This window comes from Kitasatospora sp. MAA19 (assembly GCF_029894125.1).
GTDB lineage: Bacteria > Actinomycetota > Actinomycetes > Streptomycetales > Streptomycetaceae > Kitasatospora.
Genome location: NZ_JARXYZ010000016.1, coordinates 77,924 through 91,096 on the forward strand (window position 1 = coordinate 77,924; position 13,173 = coordinate 91,096).

General features: G+C 73.2%; 12 protein-coding genes and 2 pseudogenes. 5 read left to right on the plus strand and 9 right to left on the minus strand.

What is annotated here, in order from left to right; translation table 11 throughout:
* Positions 1–2: 2 nt before the first annotated feature.
* From P3T27_RS23825 to P3T27_RS23855, 7 genes and pseudogenes are all read right to left on the minus strand, one after another.
* Positions 3–1,211: a beta-ketoacyl-[acyl-carrier-protein] synthase family protein gene (locus tag P3T27_RS23825; RefSeq protein WP_280681722.1), complete on the minus strand. Its 1,209-nt coding sequence runs from the start codon at positions 1,209–1,211 to the stop codon at positions 3–5.
* An 11-nt stretch (positions 1,212–1,222) separates the two neighbouring features.
* Positions 1,223–1,465, minus strand: a complete 243-nt coding sequence (locus tag P3T27_RS23830; protein WP_280681724.1) for an acyl carrier protein — start codon at positions 1,463–1,465, stop codon at positions 1,223–1,225.
* 13 nt (positions 1,466–1,478) lie between these two features.
* Positions 1,479–2,924 carry an MFS transporter gene (locus P3T27_RS23835; RefSeq protein ID WP_280681727.1) on the minus strand — a complete coding sequence of 482 codons (1,446 nt, stop codon included), beginning with the start codon at positions 2,922–2,924 and terminating at the stop codon, positions 1,479–1,481.
* Between the two features lie 9 nt (positions 2,925–2,933).
* Positions 2,934–3,839: a cyclopropane-fatty-acyl-phospholipid synthase family protein gene (locus P3T27_RS23840; RefSeq protein ID WP_280681877.1), complete on the minus strand. Its 906-nt coding sequence runs from the start codon at positions 3,837–3,839 to the stop codon at positions 2,934–2,936.
* Between the two features lie 37 nt (positions 3,840–3,876).
* On the minus strand, positions 3,877–4,098 hold the full coding sequence (locus P3T27_RS23845) for a hypothetical protein (protein WP_280681895.1): 222 nt from the start codon (positions 4,096–4,098) through the stop codon (positions 3,877–3,879).
* Positions 4,099–4,152: 54 nt separating this feature from the next.
* Positions 4,153–4,329: pseudogene (locus tag P3T27_RS23850) on the minus strand (hypothetical protein); the annotation flags it as partial.
* Positions 4,287–4,427: pseudogene (locus P3T27_RS23855) on the minus strand (acyl-ACP desaturase); the annotation flags it as partial. The pseudogenes P3T27_RS23855 and P3T27_RS23850, both read right to left, overlap by 43 nt.
* Positions 4,428–4,817: 390 nt before the next feature.
* On the opposite strand from P3T27_RS23855, the gene P3T27_RS23860 reads away from it, so the two are divergent.
* The 3 genes from P3T27_RS23860 to P3T27_RS23870 all read left to right on the plus strand — a co-directional run bounded on the left by P3T27_RS23860 (position 4,818) and on the right by P3T27_RS23870 (position 7,743).
* Positions 4,818–5,927 carry a cation diffusion facilitator family transporter gene (locus P3T27_RS23860; RefSeq protein ID WP_280681729.1) on the plus strand — a complete coding sequence of 370 codons (1,110 nt, stop codon included), beginning with the start codon at positions 4,818–4,820 and terminating at the stop codon, positions 5,925–5,927.
* 58 nt (positions 5,928–5,985) lie between these two features.
* Positions 5,986–6,888: a 5'-3' exonuclease gene (locus P3T27_RS23865; RefSeq protein WP_280681879.1), complete on the plus strand. Its 903-nt coding sequence runs from the start codon at positions 5,986–5,988 to the stop codon at positions 6,886–6,888.
* Positions 6,889–7,254: 366 nt separating this feature from the next.
* The gene (locus P3T27_RS23870; protein WP_280681731.1) at positions 7,255–7,743 is read left to right on the plus strand and encodes an SAM-dependent methyltransferase; all 489 of its coding nucleotides are present in this window, start codon (positions 7,255–7,257) and stop codon (positions 7,741–7,743) included.
* Between the two features lie 279 nt (positions 7,744–8,022).
* Here the strand turns inward: P3T27_RS23870 and P3T27_RS23875 are convergent, their stop codons facing one another.
* Complete coding sequence (locus tag P3T27_RS23875) at positions 8,023–10,878, minus strand: DEAD/DEAH box helicase (protein WP_280681881.1); 2,856 nt, start codon at positions 10,876–10,878, stop codon at positions 8,023–8,025.
* Between the two features lie 266 nt (positions 10,879–11,144).
* Between P3T27_RS23875 and P3T27_RS23880 the strand changes: the two genes are divergently transcribed.
* Both P3T27_RS23880 and P3T27_RS23885 read left to right on the plus strand, forming a co-directional pair.
* Complete coding sequence (locus P3T27_RS23880; RefSeq protein WP_280681732.1) at positions 11,145–11,519, plus strand: hypothetical protein; 375 nt, start codon at positions 11,145–11,147, stop codon at positions 11,517–11,519.
* Between the two features lie 28 nt (positions 11,520–11,547).
* Complete coding sequence (locus P3T27_RS23885) at positions 11,548–11,880, plus strand: metalloregulator ArsR/SmtB family transcription factor (protein WP_280681733.1); 333 nt, start codon at positions 11,548–11,550, stop codon at positions 11,878–11,880.
* Positions 11,881–11,963: 83 nt separating this feature from the next.
* Here the strand turns inward: P3T27_RS23885 and P3T27_RS23890 are convergent, their stop codons facing one another.
* On the minus strand, positions 11,964–13,136 hold the full coding sequence (locus tag P3T27_RS23890) for an aminotransferase class V-fold PLP-dependent enzyme (protein WP_280681735.1): 1,173 nt from the start codon (positions 13,134–13,136) through the stop codon (positions 11,964–11,966).
* Between the last annotated feature and the right edge of the window lie 37 nt (positions 13,137–13,173).

Consider the following 13,173-nt stretch of genomic DNA (forward strand, 5'->3'; position numbering starts at 1 on the left):
GATCAGGCGGCGGTGAGGACGAGGGCGGCGTTCTGCCCGCCGAAGCCGCTGGAGACGGACAGGGCGGCCGGGACGGCGAGCGGGCGCGGCGCCTTGGCGACCACGTCGAGGTCGATCGCGTCATCGAGCCGGTCGAGGTTGGCGGTGGGCGGGATGAGCCGGTGCTGGAGGGTGAGGACGGTGACGGCGGCCTCGATCGCGCCGGCCGCGCCCATGGTGTGGCCGATGACGCTCTTGTTGGCGGTGACCGGCGGCGGCCGGTGGAAGACCTGCCGCAGGGCGGCCGCCTCGGCGGGGTCGTTGAGCGCGGTGCCGGTGCCGTGCGCGTTGACGTGCCCGATCTCGTACGGGGCGAGCCCGGCGTCCGCGAGGGCCGCGCGGACGGCGCGGGCGAGGCCGTCGCCGCCGGGGTGCGGGGCGGTGAAGTGGTGGGCGTCGCCGGCGGCGCCGTGTCCGGCCAGGTAGGCGCGGGGGCGCGCGCCGCGGGCGCGGGCGTGTTCGGCGCGTTCGAGGACGAGGACGCCGGCGCCCTCGCCGAGGACGAAGCCGTCCCGGTCGGCGTCGAAGGGGCGGGAGGCGCCGGCCGGGTCGTGCCGTCGGCGGGAGAGCGCGCCGAGCCGGTCGAAGGCGACGGCCGTCATCGGGGTGCGGGGGCTGTCGGTGCCGCCGGCGAGGACGAGGTCGCAGGTGCCGGCCCGGATCAGGTCGGCGCCGAGGGCGAGCGCGGTGGTGCCGGAGGCGCAGGCGGTGCTGACCACCAGGCCGGGGCCGCAGATGCCCAGGTCGAGGCCGACCTCGCCGGCCGCCATGTTGGGGATGCTGCGCGGCAGCATCAGCGGGGAGACCCGGTCGGCCCGGCCCTGCTCCAGCCGGGCGTACTCGACCGCGTAGGTCTGCACGCTGTTGGCGCTGACGCCGAGGACCACGCCGACCCGGGTACCGTCCCAGGCGGCCGGGTCGAGCGCGGCGTCGGCGACGGCCTGCCGGGCGGCGACCAGGGCGAGTTGGGTGAAGCGGTCGAGGCGGCGGGCGAGCCGCCCGCCGAGGAGCGCGGACGGGTCGAAGTCGGCCACCTGGCAGGAGAAGTCGACGTTCAGGCCGGCGAGTTCGGGGTCGGGCCCGGCGGTGGGCTCGGCGCCGAGGAAGCGCTCCCAGACGGCGGCCGCCCCGGTGCCGGCGGGCGTGACCAGCCCGAGCCCGGTGACGGCCACGGCGCCGGCGCTCAACTGACGGCGCCGGCGGCCAGAGTGGCGTCCGCGTGGGCGGCGAGTTCACCGAGGGTGCGGTCCGGGGTGACGTCGGCGACGGTGACGCCGAGCCGCTCCTCCACCACCAGGGAGAGCTCGACCAGGGCGAGGCTGTCGAGCGCCAGCGAGGCGAGGGTGGCGTCGGGGGTGACCACGGTGGGGTCGACGTCGAACTCGTCGACGAGGCTGGCGCGGATCGTTTCGTAGGCGGTGGACATGGTGAACTGCCTTTCAGTTCGAGGTGGTTGAGAGGTCGCGGTCGGGCACGAGGACGGGCCGGGGCCGGCGCCCGGGCAGCCGGAACCAGGCGAGGACGGCGGCGACCAGGGCGACGGCGCCGCCCACGACGGCCGCCGCGGTGAGGCCTTCGGTGAAGGCGATCTGGTCGCCGGGCGCGGTGTCGGTGAGCGAGGTGGCGAGGACGGAACCGAGCACCGCGACTCCGAGGGTCGAACCGACCTGTCGGGTGGCGTCGTTGAGCGCGGAGCCGACGCCGGCCGCGGCGGCCGGGACGGCGCCCATCACCAGTTCGGTGGCGACCGGCGCGAGCAGCCCGGCGCCGAACCCGGCGAGGGCCTCGAAGAGCAGCACCGGGACGTCCCCCGATCCGGCTTCCAGCCCACCGAGTTGGACGAACCCGGCGGCGATCAGCAGCAGCCCCCCGGCGCACGGCATCCGCGCGCCCGACCGCCGTGCCAGCAGCGGCCCGAGGACCGCGCCGACGGCGAGGCCGAGCGAGAGCGGGATCATCCGCAACCCGGCCTGCCAGGCGGTCAGGCCGCGGATCTGCTGGAGGTAGAGGGTGAGCAGGAACATCGCGCCGAACATCGCGAAGGACATCAGGGCGAGCGCGGCAGTGGCCGGCCAGACCGGTCCGCCGCTCAGCAGCCGGACGGGCACCATCGGTGCCGCGCAGCGGAGTTGACGCCGGACGAAGGCGGCCAGCAGCAGGACGGCGAGCGCGCCGGCGGCCAGCACCCCGGGGCTGGTCCAGCCGCGGCCCGGGGCCTCGATCACGCCCCAGACCAGCGCGAGCAGCCCGGTGCAGGACAGCAGCGCGCCGGGCCCGTCCAGCGGGCGGGCATCGGGGTCGCGGGACTCGGGCAGCAGGACGACCGCCGCCGCGGCGATCACCGCGATGACCGGGACGTTCAGCCAGAACGCCGACTGCCAGCCGTACCGTTCGACCAGCAGGCCGCCGGCGACCGGGCCGAACACCGCGCCGACCCCGGCCACCGCCGCCCAGATCCCGACCGCCCGCTTCCGGGCGGCCGGTTCGGGCAGCACGTACACGACGGTGGAGAGGGTCGCGGGCATGAACAGGGCCGCGCCGAGGCCCATCCCGCACCGGGCGGCGACCAGCTGGGCGGCACCGGTGCCGAGCGTGCCGGCCGCCGAGGCGGCCGCGCAGAGCGCCAGGCCCGCGAGGAAGGCCTTCCGCCGGCCGTACCGGTCGCCGAGCGCGCCGGCGGCCAGCACGCAGCCGCCGAGCGCGAGGGCGTAGCCGTCGACGATCCACTGGGTCTCGGCGAGGGTGGGGCCGAGGTCGGTGCGCAGGCGGGGGATCGCCACGTTGAGGACGGTGAAGTCCAGACCGAGCAGGAACAGCGCGGCGCAGACCACCGTGACGGCCGCCCAGGCCCGGTGCGGCGGGAGCGCCGTGTCCGAGGGGTGCACGCCCGGGCCTCAGACCGACAGCCGGAGCGGTTCGGCACGCCGCCGGAAGCCGATCCGGTACAGCGTGGCCGCGCCGCGCAGGAAGGTCACCTCGCTGGCCCGCAGGTAGCGCCGGTAGCGCCGGTAGCCCTCGGGGCCGACCAGCCGCTCGGCCTCCTCGCGGGCCCGCAGCAGCCGCGCCGACCAGGAGGCCAGGGTGCGGGCGTAGTCCTCGGCCGAGGCGGTGAGCGCGACCACCGAGAAGTACGGGTCGCAGGCGGCGGCGATCTCGCTCAGCCGGGGCAGCCGGCCGCCCGGGAAGATGTCGCTGCCGACGAACTCGCCGACCGGGCCGGAGCCGTCGGCGGCGCCGTCGTAGGCGATGGTCTGCAGCGACATCCGGCCGCCGGGGCGCAGCCAGCGGTGGCAGGCCTCGAAGTAGCGGGCGTAACCGTCGAGCCGCTCGGCCCTGGTCATCCCGGCGGTGGCGAAGTGCTCGAAGGCGCCCATCGAGACGACGGCGTCGTAGGCGCGCTCGGGGGTGTGGTCCTCCCAGCTCTCCAGCCGGGGTTCGACGCCGGGCAGGGCGCGGGCGGTGAGGAACTCGTACTGGGCGCGGGAGATGGTCAGGCCGACGGCCTCGGCGACCCGGTCGTCGCGGCTCGCGTGCTCCAGCATCGCGCCCCAGCCGCAGCCGACGTCCAGCAACCGCAGGCCGTCGCCGGGGCGGGCGCCGACCAGGTCCAGGTGGTGGTCGAGCTTGGCGCGCTGGGCGCGGGGCAGCGCGGTGGCGTCCGGCTCGTCGCGGGCGATGCCGTCCCACCGGGCGGCGGTGTAGGCGAGCGTCTCGTCGAGCCAGAGGGCGTAGAAGTCGTTGCCGAGGTCGTAGTGGAACTCGATGTCGGCGGCGCTGCTGCCGGCGGTGGTGATGGTCATGCGGTTCCTGTTCGCTTGGGCGGCGAAGGGGCGGGGCTCAGGCGGATCCGGCGCGGCGGGCCCGGACGGCGAGGGTCCGGGCGCGGCGTTCGACGAAGCGGGCGGCCCGGGCGTCCAGCTGCTCGACGTGCGAGGCGATCCGGTCGCGGGCCTGCTCCCCGGCGGGGCCGAGCCCGGCCAGGTCGTGGACCCGGAGGGCCCGCAGCAACGGGACGAGCACCTCGTCGTGGTGCACCCGCGGGTCGTAGTCCCCGGCCACCGCGAGGACGACCGGGTCGACGGCGCGGGTGGCGTGCAGGTATCCGCGCAGGGCGGAGGCGTGCCGGTCCTCCTCGGCGGTCCACTGGTGCAGCCAGGCCCCCAGGCGCCGTCCCGGGAGGTCTGCGCGCCGACGATCCAGTGGTAGGCGGGCAGGTTGTCCTCGGTCAGCAGGTTGACGACCAGGGCGGAGCGCAGGGCGGGGCCGAGCGCGGACTGCCCGGGATGCCAGGGCTCGCCGTCGAGCGGGCCGTCGAAGTCCCGGCCGAGGCTCCACGGGACGTACTGGTATGGGAACCACTCGCGCGCCGCCGTGAGATGACGGTTCATCAGCTCTTCGGCTGTTGCCTCGAGTTCGACGAGCCGGCGGACGGTGTCCGCGGTAGCGATCTTCACGGGCCATGATCGTCGTCGAATCCCGCGTCGCCGCGCAAACTCACCTCACCCGTTCGAGTGACGCCGTCATCCGGCTCCGACCAGGGTCTATGCCACCGGCGATCCGGCCGCCGCAGCCCCCGGGTAACCCGCCGAGGGCGGCCGCGTTGAGCAGTCGGGAGGCCGCCCCGCGGGCCGCGCCACCCGTTCGGCGCAGGGCATCCGAACGGCAACGACAACGGTCACCAGTACAGCCTTTGGATCTTTGTCCGATCTGAGGTTCACTTCGGATGCGGGGCGATCGCGACCCCGCCCCTCCCACCTGTGCGTCCAGAGAGGACTTCGATGGCCGGGCACGAGCATTCCCTCGATGATCATGCGCATGACCACCAGCACGCGCACGACCACGGCCCGAAAGGCCGCGGCCACGGCGGGCACTCGCACGGCGGTCACTCGCACGGCGGTCACGGCCACGGAGGCCACGGCGGCCACTCGCACGGCGTCGCCGCCGACGCCGACCGCCGCTGGCTGCTCAGCGCCCTCGCCCTCATCGTCGTCTTCATGGCCGGCGAGGTCGTGGTCGGCTTCGCCGCGAAGTCCCTGGCCCTGATCTCCGACGCGGCGCACATGCTCACCGACGCCGCCTCGATCGTCCTCGCGCTGGTCGCGATGCGCCTCGCCGCCCGCCCGGCCCGCGGCGGCTACACCTACGGCCTCAAGCGCGCCGAGATCCTGTCCGCGCAGGCCAACGGCGTCACCCTGCTGGTGCTGTCCGCCTGGCTCGGCTACGAGGCGATCACCCGGCTGTTCGAGCCGCCGGAGGTCGCCGGCTCGCTGGTGCTGGTCACCGCGCTGATCGGGATCGTGGTCAACCTGGCCGCCGCCTGGTGCATGTCGAAGGCCAACCGCAGTTCGCTGAACGTCGAGGGTGCCTTCCAGCACGTGCTGACCGACCTGTACGCGTTCATCGCCACCGCCGTCGCCGGCGCGGTCATGCTGACCACCGGCTTCGCCCGGGCCGACGCGATCGCCTCGCTGATCGTGGTCGCGCTGATGCTCAAGGCCAGCATCGGCCTGGTCCGCGACTCCGGGCGGATCTTCCTGGAGGCCGCTCCGGCCGGGATCGACCCGGACGCGGTGGCCGACCGGATGGTCGCCCAGCCGCTGGTGGAGGAGATCCACGACCTGCACATCTGGGAGATCACCTCCGGCCAGCCGGCGCTGTCCGCGCACATCCTGGTCACCCCCGGCGGCGACTGCCACGCCGTCCGGCGCGAGCTGCAGCGCCGACTGGGCGACGAGTACGGCATCACGCACAGCACGCTCCAGGTCGACCACGTCGGCGAGGACGCGGCGGGCGCGCTGCTGCAGATCGCCGCCCCGGGCGAGCAGCCGGCCGAGCACTGCGCCGACGCGCACGGCCCGGTGCACCGCGCCGGCCCGCACGAGCACTGAAGACCGCCGGCTGTCGCCCCCGTACGGCATGATCTGACCCGTGACCGCACCGCGACTGATGCTCCTCGACTCCGCCAGCCTGTACTTCCGGGCCTACTACGGCGTGCCGGACACCCTGCGCTCCCCGCAGGGTGAACCGGTCAACGCAGTCCGCGGCCTGCTGGACTTCATCGCCCGGCTGGTACACGACCACCGCCCCGACCAGCTCGTCGCCTGCATGGACGCCGACTGGCGCCCGCAGTGGCGGGTGGACCTCATCCCCTCGTACAAGACCCACCGGGTCGCCGAGGCCGCCGAGGACGGCGAGGAGGAGGTGCCGGACACGCTGGCCCCGCAGGTCCCGGTGATCGAGCAGGTGCTGGACGCGCTCGGCATCGCCCGGATCGGCTCCCCCGGCTACGAGGCGGACGACGTGATCGGCACCCTGACCGCCCACGCGAAGGGGCCGGTGCAGATCGTCACCGGCGACCGCGACCTGTTCCAACTGGTCGACGACGCCCGCGGGATCACCGTGCTCTACCCGGTCAAGGGCATGGGCAACCTCCAGGTCACCGACGACGCGCTGCTGCTGGAGAAGTACGGCGTGCGCGGCGCCCAGTACGCCGACATGGCCGCTCTGCGCGGGGACCCGAGCGACGGCCTGCCCGGGGTCAAGGGCATCGGCGAGAAGACCGCCGCCCAGCTGATCGACGAGTACGGGGACCTCGCGGGCATCCGGGCGGCCGCACTGGACGTCGGCTCCCGGCTGACTCCGGCCCGCCGGCGCAACATCGTCGAGGGCGCGGCCTACCTCGACGTCGCCCCGACGGTGGTCCGGGTCGCCGCCGACGCCCCGCTGCCCGAGGTCGACCCGGCGCTCCCCCGCGAGCCGCTGGACCCGATGACCCTGGAGGAGCTCTCCGCCCGCTGGGGCCTCGGCACCTCCCTGGAACGCCTCCTGGAGTCCCTGGCCGCCCGCTGACCCCGCACCCGCGAAGGGGCCCGCACGTTCGAGACGGGACACCCCGTTGCTGGTCATTCCGACGCTCAGCCCCTGTTCCGGTGAGCACCGCGACCAGCGCGGACACCTCGGCGTGGAGGGTGGGTTCCCCTCCGGGGAGGTGAACCTCGCTGATGTCAAACGCCCTCGCCACGGTTCGCACCGCCCGCCGGAAGGAGATGTCCGGGGCTATCTTGGCGGAGCGGAAGTTGATGCCGTTCGTCTCGCTGTAGATCGACACGCGCCAACTTTTGCCCGGGCCCGCGACGAAGGGCGCGCCGCCGACTATCTGGCAGCCACCATCTGACCCGCCGTCCTGGCGCGGTCCGTTCACAGGAGGGGAAGCACGTGGGTGAGGTCTTCAACGTGGAAGCGCTCGGGCATGTTGTGGGAGGCCGTACGGAACCGACCGACGACTACTGGGGAGGGACGCGTGCCATCATCCGGCTCGACGGCGACAGGTTTCCGCTCGACGCGACGAAGGGGCTGGAGGAGTTCTCCCATCTCGACGTGATCTTCCGGTTCCACAAGACCGACCCGGCCGACCTGAACCTCGGCGCGCGCCGCCCCCGGGACAACCCGGACTGGCCCGAGGTCGGCGTGTTCGGCCACCGGAACATGCGGCGCATCAACTGGCTCGGTTCCTCCCGCTGCCGACTCGTCAAGGTCGATGGACTGGACCTGCACGTCGAGGACCTGGACGCCATCGACGGCACGCCAGTCATCGAAGTGAAGCCCTGGTTCGAGGAGTTCGGCCCGCGCGGAGAGGTGCGCCAACCCGCGTGGACGATGGGGATGCTCCGTGACTACTTCGCCCCGGTGGACCCTGCTCACTGAACATCTCGCCTGGGATCGCCTTGCTTCTGCCCCTGCCGATGGCAGGGGCAGAAGCGTCTTCATCCCATCCTTCGGCCCGCGCCCCAGTTCCCTGGGGCGCGGGCCTTCCACTTCCTTACGTCCCTATCAACGCGGGCCTCAGAGCTTGGAAGCAACGCCGCCGCTTCGGCTGAGCCGAAGCGGCGGCGGGAAAGGCCGGGGGTGGGGGGTGGGGTGGGTGGGGAAGCCGCCAGGTCTTCGGCCTCGGCGGCTTCCCCACCCAATTCATCGATAGGGTGTTCAGCTCACCGAGGAGTAGGCGATGATGCCCCGGCGCAGCCCGTCGACGGCCTTGCGGGCCGTCCGGCGCAGCTCGGCGTCCTCGCCGGCCGCGTCCTGGATCTGGCCGAGCACGTCGATCAGCTGCTTGGTCCAGCGGACGAAGTCGCCGGCCGGCATGTCGGCGTCGCGCAGCACCTGGTCCAGGCTGTGGCCGAGCGCCCAGCGGTGGGCGGCCCAGGCGAAGCCCAGGTCGGGCTCGCGCTGGCCGACGCCCTCGGCGGTGTTGATCCGGTGCTGCTCCTCCAGGGCGTCCAGGTGGCCCCAGATCCGGACCATCTGGCCCAGCGCCTCCTTGGCCGCGCCCTCCGGCACCCGGGGGGCGGTGGCGTCGTCCGACTGGCGCGCCTCGAAGACCAACGCCGAGGCGCAGGCTGCGAGTTCGGCGGCGTCCAGGCCGCTCCAGACGCCCTCGCGAATGCATTCGGAGGCGAGCAGGTCGAGTTCGCCGTAGAGCCGGCCGAGCCGCTTGCCGTCGTCGGTGACGGTGTCGCCGCTCAGGTAGCCGAGGTCGGTGAGCAGCCCGCAGACCCGGTCGAAGGTGCGGGCGATGGTGTGGGTGCGCGAGCGCATCCGGCGTTCCAGCAGCTCGGTGTCGCGGTGCAGGCGGTGGTAGCGCTCGGCCCAGCGGGCGTGGTCCTCGCGCTCGTCGCAGCCGTGGCAGGGGTGCTGGCGCAGTTCGGTGCGCAGCCGGGTGATCTCCGGGTCGTCGGCGGCGGCCGCCCGGCCCCGGCGGAACCGCTCGGGCTCCAGGTGGCCGGCCTTGGTACGCAGCGCGGAGGCGAGGTCCCGACGGGACTGCGGGCTGCGCGGGTTGAAGGACTTCGGGATGCGCAGCCGATCGACGGCGGCGACCGGGTACGGGAAGTCGATCATGGCGAGCCGCTTGACCTGCCGCTCGGCGGTGAGCACCACCGGGCGCGGCCCGTCCTGGAAGTCGGGGTGGCGGGCGCCGACCCGGCCGTTGCGGCTGACCGGCGGCAGGCCCGGGTCGAGGACCAGGGCGAGGCCGGCGAACTTGCCGGTGGGCACGTGGATCACGTCGCCCGGCTTGAGCTGCTCGATGGACTCGATGGCGGCGGCGCGGCGCTGGCTGCTGCCCTCGCGGGCGAGTTCGTTCTCCCGGTCCTTGAGCCGGCGGCGCAGCTCCATGTACTCGTCGAAGTCGCCGAGGTGGCAGGTCATCGACTCGCGGTAACCCTCCAGCCCCTCCTCGTTGCGCTGGACCTGGCGGGCGATGCCGACCACCGAGCGGTCGGCCTGGAACTGGGCGAAGGAGGTCTCCAGCAGTTCGCGCGAACGGTGCCGGCCGAACTGGGAGACCAGGTTGACGGCCATGTTGTAGGAGGGCCGGAACGAGGACTTGAGCGGGTAGGTGCGGGTGCCGGCCAGGCCGGCCAGCGCCTCCGGGTCGAGGCCGCGCTGCCAGAGCACCACGGCGTGGCCCTCGACGTCGATGCCGCGGCGCCCGGCCCGGCCGGTGAGCTGGGTGTACTCGCCGGGGGTGATGTCGGCGTGGGTCTCGCCGTTCCACTTGACCAGCTTCTCCATGACCACCGAGCGGGCGGGCATGTTGATGCCGAGCGCCAGGGTCTCGGTCGCGAAGACGGCCTTGACCAGGCCCTTCACGAACAGCTCCTCGACCACCTCCTTGAACCGCGGCAGCATCCCGGCGTGGTGGGCGGCGATGCCGCGCTCCAGCCCGTCCAGCCACTCGAAGTAACCGAGGACGTGCAGGTCCTCGTCGGGGATGTCGGCGCAGCGCTCCTCGACGATGGCCCGGACCCGGGCGCGGTCCGCGTCCTTGTTGAGTCGCAGGCCGGAGCTGAGGCACTGCTGGACGGCGGCCTCGCAGCCGGCCCGGCTGAAGATGAAGGTGATCGCGGGCAGCAGGCCCTCGGCGTCGAGCCGGTCGATGACGTCCACCCGGCCCGGCGTCCAGACCTTGCCCGGGCGGCCGTTGGGCATGCTGCGGCCCCGGCCGCGGCCGAACCGGTCGCGCGGGTTGCGGTCGAGCTCGGAGCGGGCGAGCCGGACCAGCTCGGGGTTGACGGCCTTGCCGGGGTTGCGAGGGCCGTCCTTGGGGCGGCCGTCCCGGTCGGGGTTGGCGAACAGGTCGTACATCCGGTTGCCGGCCATCACGTGCTGCCACAGCGGTACGGGCCGGGTCTCGGAGACGATCACCCGGGTGCCGCCGCGCACGGTGTCCAGCCAGTCGCCGAACTCCTCGGCGTTGGAGACGGTCGCGGAGAGCGAGACGAGGGTGACCGACTCGGGGAGGTGGATGATGACCTCCTCCCAGACGGCGCCGCGGAAGCGGTCGGCGAGGTAGTGCACCTCGTCCATGACGACGTAGCCGAGGCCGTCGAGGGTGCTGGAGCCCGCGTAGAGCATGTTGCGCAGCACCTCGGTGGTCATGACCACCACGGGGGCGTCGCCGTTGACGGTGTTGTCGCCGGTGAGTAGGCCGACCTTGGCGGCGCCGTAGCGCTTGACCAGGTCGCCGTACTTCTGGTTGGACAGTGCCTTGATCGGCGTCGTGTAGAAGCACTTGCGCCCGCCCAGGAGGGCCAGGTGCACGGCGAACTCGCCGACGATGGTCTTCCCGGAGCCGGTGGGCGCGGCGACCAGGACGCCGGAGCCGGCCTCCAGCGCCTCGCAGGCCTCCAGCTGGAAGTCGTCCAGCGGGAAGTCGTACAGCTGCTGGAAGCCGTGGAGGGCGGTCGCCTGCTCCTTGGCCCGGCGGCGACTGGCCGCGTACGCCTCGGCGGGGCTGAGCTCCTGGTCGACGTGGGGCTGGGGCTCAGGGGTGTTCATCGCCGTCCGGGTGTGGTTGGTGTGATCTCGCATCTCAGCGAGAGGTTACCCGGCGGCACTGACATCGATAGCACCGTTTTTCCGCAGCGCGGGATCGGCTGCGGGATCACTCCGGGATCGCTTCCCTCTCACATCCATAGTTGCAAACATCTTCAAGTGATCAGAGTCCGACCAGCTTCGGACGTCTCCGGTCATCCCCGGTGGAACCCGGCGTCGCTTCCCTACCTTCGGTGCCACAGCCACCAACTCACGGGAGGACACCGACGATGGCGAACCTGGAGACGTCCCTCAAAGAGGCCATGTCGATCGACGGCGCGATCGGCGTCGCGCTGGTCGACTACAGCAGCGGCATGGCGCTCGGCAGCCTCAGCGACGGCGGCGAACTGGATCTCAACCTCGCCGCCGCCGGGAACACCGACGTGGTTCGCGCCAAGATGCGGGCGATGGAGATGCTCAACCTCCTCGACAACGAGATCGAGGACATCCTGATCAGTCTCACCAACCAGTACCACCTGGTCCGGCCGATCACCACGCCCACCGGACGCGGCCTCTTCCTCTTCCTGGCGCTCAACCGCGGGCGTTCCAACCTGGCGATGGCCCGCCACCACCTCAGGCGGATCGAACTCTCGCTGGAGGTCTGAGCGGACCGACACCAGGAAAGGGGGCCTCGTGGCGGTAGCGCTCTACCAGGCCAAGGCCGAGTTCTTCCGGATGCTCGGCCATCCCGTCCGGATCCGGGTGCTGGAACTGCTCCAGGCCGGACCGACGCCCGTCCGCGGCCTGCTCGCCGAGCTGGAGGTCGAACGCTCCAGCCTCTCCCAGCAGCTCGCGGTGCTGCGCCGGTCCGGCATCGTCACCGCCACCCGGGAGGGCAGCACGGTGGTGTACGCACTGGCCGGCGGCGATGTCGCCGACCTGCTGCGAGCGGCCCGGCGGATCCTCACCGGGCTGCTCGCCGACCAGAACCTGCTGCTCGCCGAGCTGCGGGCCGGCTCCGAGTGATCCGGGTGACCCGCCAGCCGTTCAGGCCCGCCAGCCCTTCAACAAGGCGGCCAGCCCACCAGCCCACCAGCCCTCCAGACCCGTCAGCCCTTCAACAAGGCGGCCAGCCCGTCCGCCAGCCGCTCGTACTCCTGCGGCCGGTTGTACAGCTGCGCGCTGATCCGCAGCACCCCGCCGCCGTCCCACGGGCGGATCGCGATCCGGGTGCCGAGGCGCCGCCGCACCTCGTCCTTCAGCGGCCGCACGTCCTGCTCCGCCTCGACCCACCCGGCCGGCAGCCGCAGGGAGCGCATCCACACCCCGGGCGTCGCGGGCAGCGGCGCCAGACCGGCCCGCTCGGCGAGCACCCGCTGGCCGTACCGGGCGAGCCCGGCGTTGTGCGCGGCCACCGCCTCCGCGCCGAGCTCGCGCAGCAGGTCGAACCCGGCCGGGGCGGCCAGCCAGGGCGTGTAGTCGCAGGTGCCGCGCCACTCGACGTTGCCCGGGAAGCCCTGGTCGTGCTCCCAGGAGAGGGCGAGCGGGCGCACCCGGTCCGTCCACTGCGGGCCGACGGAGAGCACGCCGGTGGCGCGCGGGGCGAAGGCCCACTTGTGCAGGTTGCCGAACCAGAAGTCGGCGTTCGGGTCGACCGGGTCGGGCAGCATGCCGGGCGCGTGGGCGCCGTCCACGACGGTGGTCACGCCGCGTTCGCGCAGGTCGGCGAGCAGGGCCGGGCCGGCGACCAGGCGGGCGGTGGGCGAGGTGATCTGGTCCAGCACGGCGACGGTGACGCGCTCGTCGACGGCGGCGAGCACCGCCTCGCGGACGGCCTGATCGTCCGGAGCGTCCAAGGGCACCGCCGCGACGACCAGTTCGGCGCCGGTCTCGGCGGCCCTGCGGGCCACCGCCTGGGTGACCGCGCCGTAGCCGTGGTCGGTGACCAGGATCCGGTCACCGGGCGCGAACGGGATGGTGTCCAGGGCTATCGCGGCCGCCTCGGTGACGTTGGAGACCAGGGCGAGCCGGTCCGGATCGGTGGCCAGGTCGGCGGCGATCCGGCGGCGCGCCGCGCCGACCCGGGCCGGCAGGTCGGCGAAGAAGTCGTCCGGGTCCAGCTCGTGCTCGGTCCGCAACCGCTCCTGCACCCGCTGCACCGGGACGGGCACCGCGCCGAACGAACCGTGGTTCAGGTGCGCCGCGTCCGCCGAGACGCTGAACAGCCCGTCGGCGGCGGGCAACGGGGCAGGGGGTTCGGCGGTCCACAGGTCCTCGATCACGGCATCCTCCCTGATAATGATGTGTGACATTTCACAT